This is a genomic window from Micromonospora sp. NPDC050200 (assembly GCF_040656135.1).
In the GTDB taxonomy this organism is placed as follows: Bacteria; Actinomycetota; Actinomycetes; order Mycobacteriales; family Micromonosporaceae; genus Micromonospora.
The window spans coordinates 14323-33987 of sequence record NZ_JBFALG010000050.1 but is presented as its reverse complement, the minus strand read 5'-3'; the positions used below and the strand labels follow the sequence as shown (position 1 = coordinate 33987).

Sequence of the window (19665 nt, the reverse complement as noted above, 5' to 3'; positions counted from 1 at the left end):
CCGACCGGGGTCACGACCGTCGGGATCTCCGCCGGCCGTCGGGTACCGCCCGGGGTGTGGGCGGCGTCGACCGGCGAGCCTACCCGCCCATCTCACCCCCGTCCCGAGGGCGGCCGACGCCGAGCGGAACACCGCGCGAATTGCGGCATGTCGCCGTATCGGCCGGTCAGGAGGCCGCGACCTGCCGCAATCGGCGCGACGGGCCGAGGGCGTGGTGCGTCGGCCGAGGCCGACGCGGGTAACCACCTACGGGTACCCGCCCGCCGGATCCGTCCTCGGACGGAGGGCGCGGTGGCCACTCCTTCCTACCGTTGACGGCAGAGCGGCGGATCGCCGCAGAGTGGGAGTACGACGATGAGTCGCAAACTGGTCCGGCCCCGCGAGGGGCGCATGCTCGCCGGTGTGTGCGTCGGCCTGGCCCGCCGGTTCAACACCTCGGCGTTCCTGATCCGGCTGCTGTTCCTGCTGTCGCTGCTGCTGCCCGGCACCCAGGTGATCATCTACCTGGTCCTCTGGATCCTGATGCCCAACGAGGACCGCTCCCGCTACTGACCCCCACCCCGGCCGTCCAACCGCGCTCTTTCCGAGAAAGAGTTGCTATTCCGGGCCCGTAGGCCACTCTTTCCGTGAAAGTGCACGCTCAGGCGCCCGTCCGGTTGCCGGACGACACCGCGGACCCGCTGGGACATGACGGCGCCCGCTCCGGGAATCGGGGCGGGCGTCGTCGGGTCGGAGGTCAGGGGGCGGTGTAGGTGATGGTGACCTTCTCGTAGCCGAGGGAACGGAGCAGGCCCTCCAGCATCTTGCGGGTGTTCTCCTCGGCGCGCTGGGTCAGCCCGCTGTCCCGCGCCGCCGCGGTGATCCGCTCCTCGGCGAGCTGGTAGACCTGCTGCTGCCGGTTGGGGTCGCCCTTGACCAGCTCGTTGATCCGGTTGAGCAGGCCGCGCTCCTCGGCGAAGACGTAGCTCTTCTGCAGGTCGAGGTTGGTCCTGCCGAGTTGCGGCGCCGGCAGCTTGATCTCGACCGACTTGCCGTCGGCGGACTCGACCACCGCCCCCTCGGAGATCTTCGTGAAGTCGACGTACGCCTCCACGCTGCCCGCCCCGACGAAGAGGGTCCGCTGGTTGAGCAGGAACTCCGGCACGTTGTTGCGGTCGTTCTGCAGGTCGACCACCACCTGGAAGTTGCCCTCGGCGGCGACGTAGCGGCTGAGGTCCTGGATCGACTTCAGCAGCGGCGGCTGGCTGCGGTCGGTCTGCTCCTTGGCGAAGGGGTTGCGCAGGTCGGGGAAAATGCCCGTGGCCTGGGCACCGAGCAGCACCACCACCGCCAGCGCCGCCGCACCGAGCACCCGGAGCAGACCCCGGGCGGGCCCGCCGGCGGGCTCCGGCTCGCCCGGCCGCGGCGCGGAGGTGTCGCCCGACCGGGCCGGCAGCGTGTCGGCGGTCGGGTAGCCGGGGAACTCCCTGGTGGGCTCGTGGATGTCACCGTCGCGGGCCATGGCCCTCACCGTCCTCGTCAGACACGTCGTCTTCGATTGACGGTACGGGCCGGATGCGACACCCGCGCGTCGAGCGACCCGAACGGGTGAAGACCGCTCAGGCGAAGGCGGAGACGCCGGTCAGCTTCTGCCCGATGACCAGCTGATGGATCTCCGAGGTGCCCTCATAGGTCAGCACGCTCTCCAGGTTGTTGGCGTGCCGCATCACCGGGTACTCGCCGGAGACGCCGTTCGCGCCGAGGATCGTCCGGCACTGGCGGGCGATCGCCAGCGCCTCCCGCACGTTGTTCAGCTTGCCCACGCTGACCTGCTCCGGGCGTAGCTTCCCGGCGTCGGCGAGCCGGCCCAGGTGCAGCGCCAGCAGGTAGCCCTTGTTCCACTCGACGGCCATGTCGGCGAGCTTGGCCTGGGTGAGCTGGAAGCCGGCCAGCGGCCGGCCGAACTGGGTCCGGGTGGTCGCGTAGTCCACAGCCGTCGCCAGGCAGTCGCGGGCCGCGCCGAGCGCACCCCAGACGATGCCGTGCCGAGCCTCGGTCAGGCAGCTCAGCGGGGCTTTGAGCCCGATCGCCCCGGGCAGCTGGGCGTCCGCCGGCAGCCGGACGTCGTCGAGGGCGATCTCGCCGGTGAGTGAGGCACGGAGCGACATCTTCCGGCGAATTTCCTGCGTGCCCACCCCACGGGTGTCCATCGGCACAAGAAAACCTCGCACGCCCTCGTCGGTGCGCGCCCAGATCACCCCGACCTCGGCGATCGGCGCGTTGGTGATCCACATCTTGGCGCCGTTGAGCACCCAGTCGTCGCCGTCGCGGCGCGCCCGGGTGGTCATCGAGGCCGGGTCGGAGCCGTGGTCGGGCTCGGTCAGCCCGAAGCAGCCGATCGCCTCGCCGGCCGCCATCGACGGCAGCCAGCGCTGCTTCTGCTCCTCGCTGCCGTAGCGCCAGACGGCGTACATGGCGAGCGAGCCCTGCACCGAGACCAGCGAGCGGATGCCGGAGTCGCCGGCCTCCAGCTCCAGGCAGGCCAGCCCGTACGCGACCGCCGAGGCGCCGGCGCAGCCGTACCCGGTCAGGTGCATGCCGAGCAGGCCGAGCTTGCCGAACTCGCGGGCCAGCTCGCGGGCCGGCACGTGACCCTCCTCGTACCAGCCGGCGACGTGCGGGCGTACCCGGTCGTCGACGAGCTGGCGCACGACGGCCCGGATCTGCCGCTCCTCCTCGCCGAGCGAGGCGTCGATGTCCAGCAGGTCCAGAGGTGCGGTCATGGGGGCCACCTTAACGAGACTTCAGGCGGGCGTCATCCGTCCTGGCCGCCGAGCACCAGCACCCGGGCGTGGATCTGGTTGCGCTGCTGCAACGCCGCGCGCAGCGCTCGGTGCAGCCCGTCCTCCAGGTAGAGGCCGCCGTTCCACTGCACCACGTGCGGGAAGAGGTCGCCGTAGAAGGTCGAGTCCTCGGCGAGGAGCTTGTCCAGCGCCAACTCCCGCTTGGTGGTGATGAGCTGGTCCAACCGCAGCGGACGCGGCGGGATCTCCGCCCACTGCTTGAGCGTGAGGTTGTGCTCCGGGTAGGGACGCCCGTCCCGGACCGCTCTGAAGATCACGGCACGCTCCCCTCCCCTGGCCGGGCCGACCGACGGCGCGGAGCCGGGTCACGCCGTGGCGCCGCGCGGTGCGGCACCGATGACCGTGCCAGCCTAACCGCCTCCGCCACACCGCGTTTTACTCCCTCATGTCGGTTTCACTAGCGCCGTTACCCACCCGGGACGGCACGAACCTCGCTCAACTCCACCGGCCGCGCCGCACCACCTCGCCCACCGGACGCCGCCCCCGGCGCAGCGACGGTGACCGGTGGTCGGGTGCGGGGTAACCCACCGTCACCGCGCCGATCGGCTGGTACTCCTCCGGGACCCCGAACGCCTCCCGGTAGGCGTCCAGCCGCTGGGGCGGGATGCCGAAGAAGCAGGCGCCCAACCCCTCGTCCACGGCGGTCAGCAGCATGAGCAGTGCGGCGAAGCCGGTGTCGACGTACCAGTAGGGCACCGGCCAGCGCTCCGCCGCGCGGTCGGCCCAGCCCTTGTCCGGCTCGGCGTACCGCTCCAGGTAGGCGGAGCGGTTCGCGTGCGGCACGACGATCAGCGGTGCCCGGCGCATCCCGGCCAGCCAGCGCTCCCGGCCGCCGCCGCCCGGGGTGGCCGCCGTCCAGAACCGCTCCCGGTCCTCCGGGGCCTCCAGCACCAGGAAGCCCCAGCCCTGCGCGAACCCGGCCGACGGCGCCCGCACCGCGTGGTCGAGCAGCCGGTCCACCACGTCCGGCGGGACGGGACGGTCCGGGTCGTAGTTGCGCACCATCCGGCGTCGCCGGACGACCTCGCCGAACTCCATGCCCCCGCCGCTCAGACGCCGGGCCGGACGCCCCAGGCGCCCCGCCAGCTGGCGCCCGGCTCCAACGTGATCACGTCCTTGCCGGAGCGGAACGCGTCCGCCGGGCAGGTCATCGGCTCCACCGCCACCGAGCGCCGGTGCCGCTCGCCGGTCAGCGTGTCCCCGGTGAAGACCTGCCACCAGCCGAACTTTCGGTCCGCCCAGACGTGCAGCGCGGCGGAGCCGTCGGGGGCCGCCAGGGCCACCGTGGAGCCGCCGTCGGCGTCCCGGATCAGGTCGCCGAAGGCCACGTCGAGCACCGCGCCGCCGATCGGGCGGGGCTCGGTGAAGTCGTACTCGGTGCCGGCCACGGCGGTGGCCCCGACGGGCAGCAGCCGGCTGTCCAGCAACACCCGGATCCGGCCCGGGACGCGCAGCGACACCTCGTCCACCGGCACGCCGGGCAGCCGCAGGTAGGGGTGCATCGAGAAGCCGAACGGGGCGGCCTCCGCGCCGAGGTTCGTCGCCTCGTGCGCGACCCGCAGGCCGTCCGCGCCGACGCTGAACCGGGTACGCAGCCGCAGCGCCCACGGGTAGCCCGGGGTGGGCGGCAGGTCGTAGCCGACCGTGACGGCGTCGGCGGACTGCTCGACCAGGTGCCACGACACCCAGTTGACCAGGCCGTGCATCGCGTTGTTCCGGGCCGGTTCGGTCAGCGCGAGCTGCAACGCGTGCTCACCGAAGGCGTACTGCCCGTCGCGGATCCGGTTCGGCCAGGGCGCCAGCACCTGCCCGGCCGAACCGGGACACATCTCGTCCACCCCGTACCCGTCGACGTAGTCCACGCCGTCGTGCCGGTACGACCGCAGCCCACCGCCCACCTCGACGACGACCGCCTCGTGGCCGTCGGCGGCAATGGTCCACTGTGTCCCGGACGGCGGGCGGGTCGTGGCCTTCTCCATGTCAGGGGACCTTAGTCGCCCGCCGCCGCCCCCGCCGGTCCCTCCGGGCCGCTTCCCGCCCAGCGGTCACCGGGCCCGGGCGGCCCACCCGCCCTCGCGGACCAACCGCCCGCCGACCACGCGGGCGGCCGGCGCGGCGGACGGCTCAGTCGCGGTCCGCGGCCGGCGCGGCCCGGTAGCGCAGCAGCGCCGGGAAGACCACCACCAGCGCGACGGCGAGCACGGCGGAGATCAGACCCCCGCCCACCCAGGCCACTCCGGTGCCGAACCCGGCCGCCACCGCGCCGGCTCGCAGGTCGCCCAGGCGCGGCCCACCGGCGATGACCACCGTGTTGACACCCTGCAGCCGGCCGCGCATCCGGTCCGGCGCGTAGACCAGCAGCATCGACTGCCGCAGCACCGCGCTGACCAGGTCGGACGCCCCGGCCAGGGCGAGCAGCAGCACCACCAGCCAGAGCTGGTGGGCCAGCCCGGCCAGCGCCACCGAGACACCCCAGCCGACCACCGCGAGCACCAGCACCAGGCCCTGCCGGCGGAGCCGGCCGATCCAGCCGGAGGTGAGCCCACCCAGCATCGCGCCGAGCGAGATCGCGCCGTACAGCCAGCCGACCGCCGCGCCGCCGCCGAACCGTTCCTGGGCCACCTCGGGGAAGAGCGCCCGGGGCATGGCCAGGATCATCGCGATCAGGTCGATGGCGAACGAGAGCATCAGCACCGGCGTGGTGGCCAGGTAGCGCAGCCCGTCGACGATGCTGGCCAGGCCGGCCTTGCGGGGCGTGCCGTCGCCGTCCGGGTCCGGCTCCGGCGGCAGCGCCGGCATCCGCAGGGTCGCCCAGACGGCGGCGGTGAACAGGACCGTGTCGAGGCTGTACGCGATCGGCAGCGCGACGTCGGCCCGCCAGGTCGCGAAGATCAGCCCGGCCAGCAGCGGCCCGACGACCGAGGCGGCGGTGTACGTGGTGAAGTTCAGTGTGCTGGCCGCCGGCACCAGCTCGGCCGGGACGAGCCGGGGGAGGCTCGCGGTGCGGGCCGCCCCGCTGACCGCGAAGCCGACCGACTGGAGCGCCACCAGGGCCAGCAGCAGCACCGGGCTGCCCACCCGGAGCACCGCCTGGAGCAGCAGCGCCAGCATCGACACCCAGAGCAGCGCCTGGCTGGCGAGCAGTACGCCCCGCCGGTCCCGGGCGTCGGCGACCGCCCCGCCCCAGAGCCCGAAGACCAGCAGCGGCAGGAACGCGGCCACCCCGAGCAGGCCGACCCAGAACGAGTCCCGGGTCAGCGCGTACATCTCCACCGGTACGGCCACCGCCGTGAACTGGAAGCCGAGCATGGCGATGCCGCCGCCGAGCCAGATCCGCCGGAACTCCGGCACCGCCAGCGGACGCAGGTCGATCGCCCAGCGCCGCGCCCCGCCCGGCCGGGTCTGCTTGGTCGTGGTCACGGGGCCAGCCGCTCCACGATCCAGTCGCCGCCGTCGGCGCGGCGGAACCGCAGCCGGTCGTGCAGCCGGCTCGCCCGCCCCTGCCAGAACTCCACCGACTCCGGCCGGACCCGGAACCCGCCCCAGTGCGGCGGCGCCGGGATCTGCGCCACGTCGGCGAAGCGGGCGACCACCGCCTGGTACGCCTCGTCCAGCGCCGCCCGGTCGGGGATGACCCGGGACTGGGCGCTGGCCCAGGCCCCGAGCTGCGACCCGCGCGGCCGGCTGGCGAAGTACGCCCCGGTCTCCGCCCGGCCGACCCGCTCCACCGGGCCGGCGACCACCACCTGCCGCTGCATCGGGAACCAGGGGAAGACCAGGCTGGCGTACGGGTTGGCGGTCGCCTCACCGCCCTTGCGGGAGGTGTAGTTGGTGTAGAAGACGAAGCCCTCCGGGTCGTAGCCCTTGAGCAGCACGGTGCGGCCGCTGGGGCGGCCGGCTGCGTCGGCGGTGCCGACGACCATCGCGTTCGGCTCGGGCAGCCCGGCGGCGATCGCGTCGGCGAACCAGCCGTCGAACTGGGTGTACCAGTCCGCGGCCAGATCGGCCTCGGAAAGGCCCAGGTCGGCGGGGTACTCGTTACGCATGGCCGCCGGAGGCGGTGTGTCGCCCGTCACGTTCCTTCTCTCTCTCGTGGCAGCGCCCGCGTCCCCCGACGCTGGCCAGCCCCCACCGCACAGTCTCACCGAGGACGTGACGGTCTCCATCGGCGGGGATGTCGTGTGCGGCACAGTGGCACTGGGTCGCGCAGTCGGTTACCCAGCAGGCAAGATGTCACGAACACATCCCTGAGGGTCGCCTAAGGTCTGGGCCGGACTGAGCCCGCTCGGGCGCACCGAGCCAGAAGCCAGGAGACGACATGTCTGACTTCAAACCGGGCCTGGAGGGCGTCGTAGCCTTCGAGACCGAGATCGCCGAACCGGACCGCGAGGGTGGCGCGCTGCGCTACCGCGGTGTCGACATCGAGGATCTGATCGGTCAGGTCTCCTTCGGCAACGTCTGGGCGCTGCTGGTCGACGGGCGGTTCGGCCCGGGTCTGCCGCCGGCCGAGCCGTTCCCGGTGCCGGTGCACTCCGGCGACATCCGCGTCGACGTGCAGTCCGCGGTCGCCATGCTGGCCCCGTACTGGGGGCTCGAGCAGCTGCTGGACATCTCCGACGAGCAGGCCCGCGAGGATCTGGCCCGGGTCTCGGTCACCGCGCTCTCCTTCGTCGCCCAGTCGGCCCGCGGCCTCGGCCTGCCCGCCGTGCCGCAGAAGGAGATCGACAAGGCGGAGACGATCGTCGAGCGCTTCATGAAGCGCTGGCGCGGCGAGCCCGACCCGCGACACGTCAAGGCCGTCGACGCGTACTTCATCTCGGCCGCCGAGCACGGCCTGAACGCCTCCACCTTCACCGCCCGGATCGTCGCCTCGACCGGCGCCGACGCCGCGGCGTGCATCTCCTCCGGCATCGGCGCGCTCTCCGGCCCGCTGCACGGCGGCGCCCCGAGCCGGGTGCTCAGCATGCTGGAGGCCGTCGAGCGCAGCGGCGACGCCGAGGGTTACGTCAAGGGCGTCCTCGACCGGGGCGAGCGGCTGATGGGCTTCGGCCACCGCGTCTACCGGGCCGAGGACCCGCGTGCCCGCGTGCTGCGCCGTACCGCCAAGGAGCTGGGGGCGCCGCGCTTCGAGATCGCCGAGGCGCTGGAGAAGGCCGCGCTGGCCGAGCTCCAGGCCCGCCGCCCGGACCGGGTGCTCGCCACCAACGTCGAGTTCTGGTCGGCCGTGGTGCTGGACTTCGCCGAGGTGCCCGCGCACATGTTCACCTCGATGTTCACCTGCGCCCGGATGGGCGGCTGGAGCGCGCACATCCTGGAGCAGAAGAAGCTCCAGCGGCTGGTCCGGCCGTCCGCCCGCTACATGGGGCCGGCCACCCGCAAGCCCCAGGAGGTCGAGGGCTGGGACGCCATCCCGCACGGCGTCTGACCCGCGTACCCGTCGAAGGGCCCCGTCCGCGCGGACGGGGCCCTTCCCGTCCCCGCACCGGGCCTCCACGGCGGCCGGGTTGTGGTGCATCCCTCAGCGCGCGGCGTGGGACCAGCCGCCGGACGACCCGGGCGGAGTGCGAGGATGAAGACTCGGCAGTGCCGCCGGACCGGGCTCGGATCCCGGCTTCCGCGCGCCCGCGCGCGGCCGCCGTCGATCCGCGCCCGCTGCAGGGCCCGTCCTCGCCCACGCGGAAGGATCGAGACAACCGTGGCTGACGCACCGACCATCCGGATTCCCGACGACATCAGGCCCGCCGACGGGCGCTTCGGCTGCGGGCCGTCCAAGGTCCGTCCAGCGGCGGTCTCCGCACTTGCCGACGTCGCCACCAGCTACCTGGGCACCTCGCACCGGCAGAAGACCGTCCGGGACCAGGTGGCCCGGCTGCGCCGGGGCATCGCCGAGTTCTTCTCGCTCCCCGAGGGTTACGAGGTGATCATCGGCAACGGTGGCACCACCGCCTTCTGGGAGGTCGCCACCTTCGGCCTGGTCCGCGACCGCGCCCAGTTCGCCAGCTTCGGGGAGTTCGGCGCGAAGTTCGCCAAGTCGGTGAAGGACGCTCCGTTCCTCGGCGAGCCGACGATCCGCAAGTCCGAGCCGGGCAGCGCGCCGGCCCTGGTCGCCGAGGCGGGCGTGGACGTCTACGCCACCCCGCACAACGAGACGTCCACCGGCGTGGCCGTGCCGATCAGCCGGGTGCAGGGCGCCGACGAGGGCTCGCTGCTGCTGGTCGACGCGACCTCCGGCGCCGGCGGCCTGGAGGTCAACGTCGGCGAGACCGACGTCTACTACTTCGCCCCGCAGAAGTGCTTCGGCTCCGACGGCGGCCTCTGGCTGGCCCTGATGTCGCCGGCCGCGCTGGCGCGGGCCACCGAGATCAAGGAGTCGGGTCGCTACATCCCGGCCTTCCTCGACCTGGTCACCGCGATCGACAACTCGCGGCTGGAGCAGACGTACAACACGCCGGCGCTGGCCACCATCTTCCTGGCCGCCGAGCAGACCGACTGGATGAACGGGCAGGGCGGCCTGGCCTGGGCGGCCAAGCGCACCGCCGAGAGCGCGGGCATCGTGTACGGCTGGGCCGAGCGCTCCGATGTGGCCACGCCGTTCGTCGCCGACCCGGCGCTGCGCTCCAACGTGGTCGCCACGATCGACTTCGCCGACGGGGTGGACGCCTCGGCGATCGCCAAGGCGCTGCGCGCCAACGGCATCGTGGACACCGAGCCGTACCGGAAGCTGGGCCGCAACCAGCTCCGCGTCGCGCTCTTCCCGGCGGTCGAGCCGGCCGACGTGGAGGCGCTGACCGCGTCCATCGACTACGTGGTGGAACGGCTCCGGTAGACGGTGACGGTGGGTGGCCGGCGGGGCCTCGTCGACCACCCACCGTGATCATCGCCGCAGCTCAGTCGCGACATGCCGGGTGTCGCATCCCCCACCTTCGGGTAGATGAGCGTACGGTGGTCCGAGACGCCCGGGTGGCCGGCTCGTGGCGTGACGGCCAGCGAAGCGGGACGGAGGCAACGCCATGCGCCCAGTACGCTTCGTCGCCCTCTCCGAGGACGGCCAGGCTCTGGTGCTCGCCGACGAGGTCGGGCGCCTGCTCGCCCTCCCCATCGACGAACGGATCGCCACGGCGCTGCACGCCGAGCCCGGCGCGGCGCCCCTCTCGGTGGTGCCGACCACCGCCGACCCGACGCCGTCGCTCTCCCCGCGGGACATCCAGGCCCGGATCCGCTCCGGCGAGTCCGCCGAGGACGTCGCCCGCATCGCGGGCGTCCCGGTCGACCGGGTCCTGCGGTACGCCGGCCCGGTGCTCCAGGAGCGGGCGATGCTCGCCCAGCACGCCCGCCGCACCCGGCTCAAGGGCGCGGAGAAGCCGACCCCGCTCGCCGAGGTGGTCAACGGCCGCCTCGCCCAGCACGGGATCGACACCGAGAAGATCTCCTGGGACGCGTACCGGCGCGACGACGGCACCTGGCGGATCATCGCCACCTGGCCGTCCGGCAAGGCCACCGCGCAGGCGGTCTGGGACCTCGACAAGCTCCGGCAGAACGTCACCCCGCACGACGACATGGCGCAGTACCTGTGCGCCGAGCGCCCCACGCCGATCCTCGGCCAGGAGCCGGCGCCGGAGCGGGGCGGGCACGCGCTGCCCGGCCCGTCGCGTGGCGAGCCGAGCCGGGGCGGGCACGGCCTGCCGACGGCCGGCGAGCACAGCCGTCCGGGCCGGGATCCGATCCGGGCCGGGCGGGACGCCCTGCTCGCCTCCCTCGACCGGCCGCTCGGCGGCACCTCCGGCCGTGGGCTCGACCCGCGGTCCCCGGCCGCGCTGGCCGGCGCCGAGGCGCCCCGGCAGCGGGCCGTCGGCGGGGGCGCGGCGGCGCTGCTCGGCGGCGGTCAGGGTTCGGCGTTCGACGACGACTCGGACACGCCGAAGGAGGTCCCTGCCGTACCGTCGCTGGCGGTGCTCCGGCCCCGCCGGACGGGTGCCGCGGCCGCCGGCGGTGAGTCCACCGACGCCAGCGGCAAGCCGCGCAAGCGGCTGCCGAGCTGGGACGACGTCCTCTTCGGCAGCGGCCCGGCGGCCCGCGAGTCCTCCTGACCCATCGGACACCCAGGCATCGCGCGACGGCTCCAGGTCGCAGCGCGGCGTCAGACCGGCCTTCATTCGGTCCGGAGCGCCGCCAAGCGGCGCGGAGGCCGAATTATGGCCGTCAGCCGAACTGGAGTTGTCGTAGGGCGCTCCACGTGCGCGCGTGCCAGGGTGGACCCATGGAGTACACGAATCTGGGACGCACCGGCCTGTCGGTGAGCCGGCTCTGCCTCGGCACCATGAACTTCGGGCCGCAGACCACCGAGCCGGACAGCTTCGCCATCATGGACCGGGCGCTGGAACACGGCATCAACTTCTTCGACACCGCCAATGTGTACGGCTGGAAGCTCGGCGAGGGCGTCACCGAGCAGATCGTCGGCCGCTGGTTCGCGCAGGGCGGCGGGCGGCGTGACAAGGTCGTCCTCGCCACCAAGGTCTACGGCAAGATGGGCGAGTGGCCCAACGAGCAGGGCCTGAGCGCCCGGCACATCATCCGGGCCTGCGAGGACTCGCTGCGCCGGCTTCAGACCGACGTGATCGACCTGTACCAGATGCACCACGTCTCCCGGAGCACGCCGTGGGAGGAGATCTGGCAGGCGATGGAGACCCTGGTCGCCCAGGGCAAGGTGATCTACGTCGGTTCGTCCAACTTCGCCGGCTGGCACATCGCCCAGGCGCAGGCGGCGGCGGGCCGGCGCAACTTCCTCGGTCTGGTCGCCGAGCAGTCCATCTACAACCTGCTCACCCGGCACGTCGAGTTGGAGGTGATCCCCGCCGCGCAGCACTACGGCCTGGGCGTCATCCCCTGGTCGCCGCTGCACGGCGGCCTGCTCAGCGGCGTCATCCGGAAGATGGCCGAGGGCGGCGCCGCGCGGGGTGCCAGCGGACGCTCCGCCGACGCGCTGGCCGAGCACCGGCCGACCGTCGAGGCGTACGAGAAGCTCTGCGCGGACCTGGGCCACGACCCGGCCGACGTGGCGCTCGGCTGGCTGCTCTCCCGGCCCGGGGTGACCGCCCCGATCATCGGCCCGCGCACCGTCGACCAACTCGACCGGAGCCTGGGCACGTTGAGCGTCGACATCGACGAGGCGACGGCCAAGCGACTCGACGAGCTCTTCCCGCCGATCGGCAGCGGCGGTTCCGGCCCGGAGGCCTGGGCCTGGTGACCCGCCCCGCGCCCGCGCCCGCGCCCGCGCCCGCGCCCGCGCCCGCGCCCGCGCCCGCGCCGATCTTGCACTTTGGGCCCTTGCTTCGCGGCTCTTGTTCCTTTTGCCCGGGCATGAAGTGCAAGATCGCGGGCGTGGGGCGTGGCGCACGGAAGCGCGGGGCAGGGAGACGCGAGGCTCGGGGCGTGGAGGTCAGAGCGGCCAGGCAGCGAGCCGGTCGTACGTCGGCCGGGGCCCCTGGTGGCTGCGGACCAGCACCATCTCCGCCGCCGGCCACTCCGGCCCCCGGTAATCGCCGAGCGCGGCCCGGTCGGCCTCCACGTCGGCCCGGTCGACCCGGTCGCCGGGGCGGGCGATGGTCAGGTGTGGGCGGAACGGCCGCTCGTCGTGCGGGAGGCGGTTGCGGCGCAGCCCCATCCGGATCAGCCGGCCCAACACGTGCAGCGCCTCGACGTCGCCGAGCAGGTCCACCCAGAGCACGGTGAAGCGGCCCCGGCCGAACCGCCCGCCCCCGCCGAGCCGGAGCCGGGGCACGGCGTCCCGCCCCGCGCGGGACGTCTCGGCGGCGAGGCCGAGTGTGCTCTCCACGTCGACCAGGCGGTCCGCCTCGACCTCGCCGAGGAAGGCGAGCGTGACGTGCAGGTTCGCCGGGTCGGCGAAGCGTACGTTGACGCCGGCGGCGGAGGCGGCGCCGACCCGCAGCCCGGCGAGCTGGTCGGTCAGGTCGGCGACCGCGGCCGGCGGCGGGTAGACCGCGACGAAGAGTCTCACGCCCGCCGGTGGCCGGGTCGTCGGCCGGCCACGGCGGCCGGCAGCGCCAGCCCCGCCCGGGCCAGCAGCCCCTCGACCCGCACCCGCTCGATCTCCCGGTCCACGCCCGTCAGCTCGGTCAGGTGTTCGGTGATCCCCAGCGACCGGCAGGCGGCCCGGAGTCGGTCGTCGTACCCGTCGATCACCGAGGCGTGCCAGACCACCGAGCGGCCGCGGGCGGCGAGCCGGTGCCCGCCGAGGCGGCGCAGGTCGGCGGCGATGAGTTCGAGGGGTTGCCGGTCGGCCCGGTCGAGCTGGCTCAGGTCGATGTCGCGGGTCAGGGCGTCCACCTCGATCGCCCGGTCCAGCTGGGCGATGGTGCGGCGTTCGCGGCGGCCGTCCCGCCACTCGGCCCAGCCGCAGGCGACCCGGTCGAAGATCTCGTCCAGGCAGAAGAGCAGGGCGAACGCCGCCGGCAGGCATGCCACGGCGAGGAACGCCAGTACCAGCGTCAGTGCGCCACCGCCTGCCACGTACCGACGCTAAGGCCCACGCCGACCGCCCGCCACCGGATTGCCGGATCCGGACGCGAAACCCGGCCCGCCTTCCCGGATGGCCGGGGGCGGGCCGGGAACGCGGCGGTCAGCAGTCGGGCGACGAGACCACGTAGAAGCGGGGCATCGGCAGCACCCGGAAACGCAGCCGGGCGCCGGCCCGGCGCAGCTGCCAGGTGAGCGCGAGCAGGGCGGTGGCCAGCGAGATGAGGCCGCCGATCCAGATGCTCGCCCCGGCGCCGTAGGTCTCGGCGACCCAGCCGATCAGCGGCGCGCCGACCGGGTTGGTGCCGAGGAAGACCAGCACCCAGAGCGCCATGACCCGGCCCCGGAAGGCGGCGTCGACGCCGAGCTGGACCCGCTGGTTGGCGGCCTGGGCGAAGAAGACCATGAAGAAGCCGGTGGGCAGCAGCAGGCCCACCACCAGCCAGTACGCCGGCGCGAGCCCGACCAGGGTGCCGAACACGGCACAGCCGACCGCCGCGCCGAGCACCACCCAGACCGAGGGGCGGCTGCGGCGCCCGGTGCCGGCCAGCGCCCCGGCCAGGGCCCCGACCGCCAGCGCGGTGCTGAACAGGCCGAACGAGGCGGCGCCGGTCTGGAAAACGGTCTTGGCCAGCGCGGCGAGGGTGAGCTGGAAGTTGAACAGGGTCATGCCGATGACCGACATCACCGCCATCGGCAGCAGCAGGTCGGGGCGGCGGAAGACGTAGCGCAGCCCGTCGACCACCTTGGCCGAGTCCCGCTCACCGACCGGTGGCAGGTCCTTGCGGTGCAGTTCGGCCGGGCGCATCTGCACCACGGTGGCCAGCGGGGCGATCGAGCTGACCGCGGTGAAGAGGAACACCGGGCCGACGTCGAAGGCGGCGATGGCCAGGCCGGCGACGGCCGGCCCGACGATCCGCGCCGAGTTGAACACCGCCGCGTTGAGCGAGAGCGCGTTGGGCAGCAGCGACATGCCGACCAGCTCGGAGACGAACGCCTGCCGGACCGGGGTTTCGACGGCGTTGGCGACGCCGAGCAGGGCGGCGAAGGCGAAGACGTGCCAGAGCTGGACCAGGTCGGTGAGGACCAGCACGCTCATCCCGAGTGCGAGCACCGTCCAGAAGGCGTTGGCGACGAAGAGCAGCAGCCGCTTGTCGTACCGGTCGGCGAGCCGGCCGGAGAGCAGGGTGAGCGCCAGCACCGGGGTGAACTGGAGCGCGGTGACCACGCCGAGCGCGGTGGCGGAGTCGTCGGAGAGCTCGAGGACGAGCCAGTCCTGGGCGATGAACATCATCCAGACGCCGATCAGCTTGATCAGCTGCCCGGATGCGAATAGCCGGTAGTTGCGGACCTGTAGGGACTGGAACATCGTGCTCAGCTTCGCCTGCACTCTTGGTGCGCCTCCTCGGGTGGTACGCGTCATCCACAACGGACGGCGCGGACCCGGCGGTACGGGCGCGGTCAGGCTCTGGCGAGCTGCTGGAGGATCTCGGCGGCGCGCCGCAGCGTGTCGCGTTCGTCCTCCGTGAGCGCGGCGAGCCGGCTGGCCAGCCACTCGTTGCGGGCCCGCTCGAACTGGTCGAGCACGGCCCGGCCCCCCTCGGTTGCCGCCAGGATGACCTGGCGACCGTCGGTCGGGTGGGGGGTGCGCTGCACGAGGCCGCGCTCCTCCAACTTCGCGACGATCTTCGTCATCGTCGGTGGCTGCACCCGCTCGACGTCGGCCAGTTCCCGGGGCGTCAGCGCGCCCGCCAGCTTGAGGCTGGTGAGCGCGGAGAGCTGGGTGACCGTCAGGTCGCCGACCGGGCGGGCCTGCCGGACCCGCCGGTTGAGTCGGGTGATCGCATCACGCAGCTGAGGGGCCAGCTGCGCCGGTGGCACGCGTTTCGCCGTCACCGTCCGCTCCGTCACAGTAGTTAGCCTAACTAATGAGCCTGGCTAACGACGTGCGATATGACCAGGCTCACGAGAGGTTTGCGATGCTCCGGGCCGAGTGTCCGGTTCGGGCCCCGGCCCGGAGCGGCGGTGGAGCTACATCGCCGCGGCCTCGATCGGCCCGCGCAGGAAGTAGACCACGAACAGCGCGGCCACCCCGTAGAGCAGCGGGTGGATCTCCCGCGGCTTCCCCTTGGCCAGCTTTATCAGCACGAAGGTGATGATGCCGGCGCCGATGCCGTTGGAGATCGAGTAGGTGAACGGCATCAGGGTGATGGTGAGGAACGCCGGGATGGCGATCTCGTAGTCGGTCCAGTCGATGGTCCGCACCGCGCTCATCATCAGGAAGCCCACCACCACCAGCGCCGTCGAGGCCGCCTCGAACGGCACCACCACCGACAACGGCGCCAGGAACATCGCCAGCAGGAACAGGACGCCGGTGACCAGGTTGGCCACGCCGGTCCGGGCGCCCTCCGCCACACCGGCGGCGCTCTCGATGTACGACGTGTTGCTGGAGACGCTCGCCGCGCCACCCGCCGCCGCGGCGATCGAGTCGACCAACAGGATCTCCTTCGCCCGCGGCGGGGTGCCCCGCTCGTCGAGCATGCTCCCCTCCTGGCCGATCGCGACCATGGTGCCCATGGTGTCGAAGAAGTCGGTGATCAGCAGGGTGAAGACGAACATCAGCGGCACCAGCCAGCCGGCGCGGCTCCACGAGTTGAGCACGTTGAAGTTGCCGAGCAGCGACAGGTCGGGAATGTCGACGATCTGCTTGGGCAACTCCGGCACGTTCAGCGACCAACCCGTGGGGTTGGGCTTGCCGTTGACGAAGGACGGGCCGACGTGGGCGACCGCCTCCACAATGATCGCCAGCACGGTCGAGGCCAGGATGCCGATCAGGATCGCGCCGCGCACCCGGCGTACCACCAGCACCAGGGTCAGCAGCACGCCGACCACGAAGACCAGCATCGGCCAGCTGACCAGCTTGCCGTTGATGCCCAGGTTCACCGGCACGGTGCTGTTGGCGGCGTCCGGTACGCGCCGGACGAAGCCGGCGTCGACCAGGCCGATGATGGTGAGGAAGAGACCGATGCCGACGCCGATCGCCGTCTTCATCTGGGTGGGGACCGAGCGGAAGACCGCGGTGCGCAGGCCGGTGAGGACCAGCACGGCGATGATCACACCCTCGATCACCACCAGACCCATCGCGTCCGCCCAGGTCATTTCCGGGGCGATCTCGTACGCGACCAGCGCGTTCACGCCCAGACCGGCGGCCAGCGCCATCGGGAAGCGCCCGACGACGCCCATCAGCATCGTCATCAGGCCGGCGACCAGGGCGGTCGCGGCGGCCAGTGCGGGGATCGAGAGCTTCTTGCCGTCGCCGTCGACGGCGCCGCCCAGGATCAGCGGGTTCAACACCACGATGTACGCCATCGTGAAGAAAGTCGCCAGGCCACCCCGTACCTCGCGGCTCAGCGTCGAACCACGGGCGGAGATCTCGAAGAACCGGTCGAAACCGGTGCGGGGGCGGGCGGGATCGGGTGGAGTGCCGTTGTCCGGCGGCGCAATGGCCATCAGGTCCTCGCAGGTGATCTTCCGTTGTCGCGCGCATCGTCGCAGATCAAGGACCAGGCAGGAAAGTTGATCGCGTACGCTTTGCCGGTGCCACAGGAGCAAGCGCCGCGGCCCGAGCCGCTCGACCCGCCGATGGTCCCGTTCGCGGTCGCCGGGCTGATCGCCTGGGCGGTCGTCGGCCTCGTCCTGCTGGTCTTCTTCCGGGGCTGGCTCACCGAGCACGGGCACCAGAACTGGCTCTGGACCTGCCTGGCCGGTTTCCTGTGGGGCTTTCCCGGCCTGGCCGTGATGATGCGCCACGACGCCAATCGGCGTCGCCGTCGCGAGTCGGCCCCGCGGGGCTGACCGTCAGGAGTGGCCGTACGGCTCCGCCGGCTCGGCCGACTCCACCGACCCCGGCGCCCGGCTGACCGACATGGCCTCCACCGCGCTGTCGTCGTAGACCGTGGGCATCTCGTCGACCGGGGACTCCGCCGCCTCGACCACCGCCTCGGAGTGCGCGCCGCAGCCGTGGTCGACGCTGACCACCCGGCCGTCGTCCGGTGCGTAGAAGTTGCCGCAGGCACCGAAGGACTGCCGCAGCGCGCCGGCCAGCGGCAGGTAGAAGCCGCAGGTGCCGCAGCGGGCGGCGGCGGGCGCCGCCACCGAGATCGGCGCGGACGGGCCGTGGTCGCCGTCGTACCAGCGTTGGGCGGCCTCGGTACGCCCCTCCCGGGACAGCACCCGGGGTCGACCGAGGCCGAGCTCCCAGGAGACCTCCTCGACCGCCGGGTCGTCGGAGAGCAGGTAGCCGGGGGTGAGCCGCTCGTCGTCCGGCGGGGTGGGCAGCAGGTCGCCGGGGCCGAGGTCGCCCGGCTTGAGCCGCTCCTGCCAGGGCAGCCAGCCCGGGGCGAGCAGCGCGTCCGAGCCGGGCAGCAGCACCGTCTCGCAGACCGTGACGTGCCTGCTGCGCGGCACCCGGGTCACGGTGACCGCCCACCGCCAGCCGCGGTAGCCGGCGAGCAGGCACTCGAAATAGTGCGTGACGACCCGGTCGCCCTCGGCGACGGCGCGCAGGTGGTCGCCGACGTCGGAGGGCTCCACCTCGGTGATGGCGTCGCGGGCCACGTCGACGGCGACGGCGCAGACCTGGTCGAGGCGGGCGGCGCGGGTGGAGGCGGGCCTGGTCACCCGCTCATTGTTCCCCATGCGCGTCGCCGCCTGACAGGGACTCCCCGATGACGTCTTCTCCAGGTGGCCCGACGGGAGTGGATCAGATGGGCGAGGATGGTGCACATGCCGCTGTTCTCCCGCTCCGGGCGGTCCGTACTCGGACGGACCGTCGGCACGGGCATCCGCGCCGCCCGTCTGCTGTTGCGCGGTTCGGTCAGCGGCGGGCGCTGGATGACCCGGCGGGCGGGGTCGGCGCGGGCCAGGGGGGCCGGCGGCGAGGCCGGCATGGTCCGCCTGTTCGACCTGCACGCGGTCTCCTGCGCCGGCGACACGCTGATCGCCATCGGCCTGGCCGGGACGATCTTCTTCGACGTCCCGCTGGGTGAGGCGCGCAGCAAGGTCGCGCTCTACCTGCTGGTCACGATGGTGCCGTTCGCCATGCTCGCGCCGGTGGTCGGCCCGCTGCTCGACCACTTCCGGCACGGCCGCCGGTACGCCCTGGCCACCACCATGCTCGGCCGCGCGTTCCTGGCCTGGCTGATCTCGGACTACATCGGCAGCCTCGGGCTCTACCCGGCGGCGTTCGGCGTGCTCGCGCTCTCCCGGGCGTACGGGGTGGCCCGCTCGGCGGCCGTGCCCCGGTTGCTGCCGGAGGGGCTCGGCCTCTCCCAGGTCGGCGCCCGCGCCAGCGTCTACGGCACGGTGGCCGGCGCGCTGGTGGCGCCGATCGGGCTGGCCGCGTTCTGGTTCGGGCCGCAATGGCCGCTACGGGTCGCCTCGGTGATCTTCCTGGTCGGCATGGTGATCGCGCTGCGGCTGCCACCGAAGGCGGACTCCGAGCCGCCGGAGCGAGTGCCCCAGCCGCTGCGCGCACTGCGCCGAGAGGGGGACCGGCCCCTCGGCCGGGGCCGCCCGGCCGGCCGCCTGGTGATCGCCACCCTGATCGGCGCGGCGGCGCCGCGCGCGCTCTACGGCTTCCTGCTGCTCTTCCTCGCGTTCGCGCTGAAGAAGGGCGACCTGAACACCGACTTCTTCGGTCGGGAGCTCAACGACCAGGCAGCGCTGGGGCTGGTCGGCGGGGCACTGGCGGTGGGTGGTTTCCTGGCCACCGCGCTGGGCACCCGGCTGCGCATCCACCGGCCCGCCGCGATCCAGTCGAGCAGCATGGTCATCGTGGCCGGGGTGGGCGTCCTGGCCACGGTGAAGTTCTCCCTGCCGATGGTGGCGGTGCTCTGCCTGGTCGCCGCCCTCTCCAGCGGGATCGCCAAGCTGGCCGTGGACGCCTCGATCCAGGAGCGGATCCCGGAGCGGCTGCGGGCCAGCTCCTTCGCCCACTCTGAGACGGCACTGATGCTCGCCTTCGTGGCCGGCGGCGGTCTCGGCCTGGTCCCCTTCGAGGGGCGGGTCGGCATCGCGGTCGCCGCCGGGGTCGGCGTGCTCGCCGCCGCCCGGGGCATCGTCGTCGCCGGCCGCCTGCGCGGCGAACGGCTGATCGGCCGCCCGCTCACCGACGAGGAACTGGCCGAGCGGGACCGCGCGGCGGACGAGGAGGCGGCCGCCCGCAGCAGGCGGGGCCCGGACGCACCGGACGGCGGGCGCGGCCCGGCCGGCGAGCGGCACGGCGCCG

19 protein-coding genes and 1 pseudogene are annotated in these 19665 nt (G+C 73.2%); 7 read left to right on the top strand and 13 right to left on the bottom strand.

Annotated features, from left to right (window positions below):
• Window positions 1-354: 354 nt before the first annotated feature.
• Window positions 355-552 carry a PspC domain-containing protein gene (locus AB0I41_RS26585; protein WP_357112877.1) on the top strand — a complete coding sequence of 66 codons (198 nt, stop codon included), beginning with the start codon at window positions 355-357 and terminating at the stop codon, window positions 550-552.
• A 184-nt stretch (window positions 553-736) separates the two neighbouring features.
• Here AB0I41_RS26585 and AB0I41_RS26580 read toward each other — a convergent pair whose 3' ends face one another.
• From AB0I41_RS26580 to pdxH, 7 genes are all read right to left on the bottom strand, one after another.
• Entirely contained in the window at window positions 737-1501 is a 765-nt protein-coding gene (locus AB0I41_RS26580; RefSeq protein WP_357112874.1) for a DUF4230 domain-containing protein, read from the bottom strand.
• Between the two features lie 97 nt (window positions 1502-1598).
• Window positions 1599-2762, bottom strand: coding sequence for an acyl-CoA dehydrogenase family protein (locus AB0I41_RS26575; RefSeq protein WP_357112872.1), 1164 nt, complete (start codon window positions 2760-2762; stop codon window positions 1599-1601).
• Window positions 2763-2794: 32 nt separating this feature from the next.
• The gene (locus AB0I41_RS26570; protein WP_357112869.1) at window positions 2795-3100 is read right to left on the bottom strand and encodes a type II toxin-antitoxin system VapB family antitoxin; all 306 of its coding nucleotides are present in this window, start codon (window positions 3098-3100) and stop codon (window positions 2795-2797) included.
• 178 nt (window positions 3101-3278) lie between these two features.
• The gene (locus tag AB0I41_RS26565; protein WP_357112866.1) at window positions 3279-3881 is read right to left on the bottom strand and encodes a nitroreductase family protein; all 603 of its coding nucleotides are present in this window, start codon (window positions 3879-3881) and stop codon (window positions 3279-3281) included.
• 11 nt (window positions 3882-3892) lie between these two features.
• Window positions 3893-4822, bottom strand: a complete 930-nt coding sequence (locus AB0I41_RS26560) for an aldose 1-epimerase family protein (RefSeq protein WP_357112863.1) — start codon at window positions 4820-4822, stop codon at window positions 3893-3895.
• A 145-nt stretch (window positions 4823-4967) separates the two neighbouring features.
• Complete coding sequence (locus AB0I41_RS26555) at window positions 4968-6263, bottom strand: MFS transporter (protein ID WP_357112860.1); 1296 nt, start codon at window positions 6261-6263, stop codon at window positions 4968-4970.
• A complete protein-coding gene (gene pdxH / locus AB0I41_RS26550) occupies window positions 6260-6889 on the bottom strand; it encodes a pyridoxamine 5'-phosphate oxidase (protein ID WP_357112857.1) in 630 nt (209 codons plus the stop codon). The genes AB0I41_RS26555 and pdxH overlap by 4 nt, the downstream gene beginning before the upstream one ends.
• A gap of 272 nt (window positions 6890-7161) precedes the next feature.
• Here pdxH and AB0I41_RS26545 point away from each other — a divergent pair, with 272 nt between their 5' ends.
• The 4 genes from AB0I41_RS26545 to AB0I41_RS26530 all read left to right on the top strand — a co-directional run bounded on the left by AB0I41_RS26545 (window position 7162) and on the right by AB0I41_RS26530 (window position 12087).
• Window positions 7162-8268: a citrate synthase 2 gene (locus tag AB0I41_RS26545; RefSeq protein ID WP_357112855.1), complete on the top strand. Its 1107-nt coding sequence runs from the start codon at window positions 7162-7164 to the stop codon at window positions 8266-8268.
• Window positions 8269-8538: 270 nt separating this feature from the next.
• Window positions 8539-9669: a phosphoserine transaminase gene (gene serC / locus AB0I41_RS26540; RefSeq protein WP_357112853.1), complete on the top strand. Its 1131-nt coding sequence runs from the start codon at window positions 8539-8541 to the stop codon at window positions 9667-9669.
• Window positions 9670-9853: 184 nt separating this feature from the next.
• On the top strand, window positions 9854-10930 hold the full coding sequence (sepH, locus tag AB0I41_RS26535; RefSeq protein ID WP_357112851.1) for a septation protein SepH: 1077 nt from the start codon (window positions 9854-9856) through the stop codon (window positions 10928-10930).
• 170 nt (window positions 10931-11100) lie between these two features.
• Window positions 11101-12087: an aldo/keto reductase gene (locus tag AB0I41_RS26530; RefSeq protein WP_357112849.1), complete on the top strand. Its 987-nt coding sequence runs from the start codon at window positions 11101-11103 to the stop codon at window positions 12085-12087.
• A 192-nt stretch (window positions 12088-12279) separates the two neighbouring features.
• On the opposite strand, the gene thpR is transcribed toward AB0I41_RS26530, so the two are convergent.
• The 5 genes from thpR to AB0I41_RS26505 form a co-directional block, all read right to left on the bottom strand.
• Window positions 12280-12858, bottom strand: coding sequence for an RNA 2',3'-cyclic phosphodiesterase (thpR, locus tag AB0I41_RS26525; protein ID WP_357112847.1), 579 nt, complete (start codon window positions 12856-12858; stop codon window positions 12280-12282).
• Entirely contained in the window at window positions 12855-13370 is a 516-nt protein-coding gene (locus tag AB0I41_RS26520; RefSeq protein WP_357112845.1) for a hypothetical protein, read from the bottom strand. Before AB0I41_RS26520 ends, thpR begins: the two co-directional genes overlap by 4 nt.
• Window positions 13371-13479: 109 nt before the next feature.
• Window positions 13480-14766: an MFS transporter gene (locus AB0I41_RS26515; RefSeq protein ID WP_357112843.1), complete on the bottom strand. Its 1287-nt coding sequence runs from the start codon at window positions 14764-14766 to the stop codon at window positions 13480-13482.
• 71 nt (window positions 14767-14837) lie between these two features.
• Window positions 14838-15287, bottom strand: a complete 450-nt coding sequence (locus tag AB0I41_RS26510; protein WP_357112841.1) for a MarR family transcriptional regulator — start codon at window positions 15285-15287, stop codon at window positions 14838-14840.
• A gap of 120 nt (window positions 15288-15407) precedes the next feature.
• Window positions 15408-16886 carry an NCS2 family permease gene (locus AB0I41_RS26505; RefSeq protein WP_357112838.1) on the bottom strand — a complete coding sequence of 493 codons (1479 nt, stop codon included), beginning with the start codon at window positions 16884-16886 and terminating at the stop codon, window positions 15408-15410.
• An 87-nt stretch (window positions 16887-16973) separates the two neighbouring features.
• Here AB0I41_RS26505 and AB0I41_RS26500 point away from each other — a divergent pair, with 87 nt between their 5' ends.
• On the top strand, window positions 16974-17231 hold the full coding sequence (locus tag AB0I41_RS26500; RefSeq protein ID WP_357112836.1) for a DUF2530 domain-containing protein: 258 nt from the start codon (window positions 16974-16976) through the stop codon (window positions 17229-17231).
• A 3-nt stretch (window positions 17232-17234) separates the two neighbouring features.
• Here AB0I41_RS26500 and AB0I41_RS26495 read toward each other — a convergent pair whose 3' ends face one another.
• A complete protein-coding gene (locus AB0I41_RS26495; RefSeq protein WP_357112834.1) occupies window positions 17235-18074 on the bottom strand; it encodes a DUF3027 domain-containing protein in 840 nt (279 codons plus the stop codon).
• Window positions 18075-18161: 87 nt separating this feature from the next.
• Here AB0I41_RS26495 and AB0I41_RS26490 point away from each other — a divergent pair.
• Window positions 18162-19571: pseudogene (locus tag AB0I41_RS26490) on the top strand (MFS transporter); the annotation flags it as partial.
• Window positions 19572-19665 lie beyond the last annotated feature (94 nt).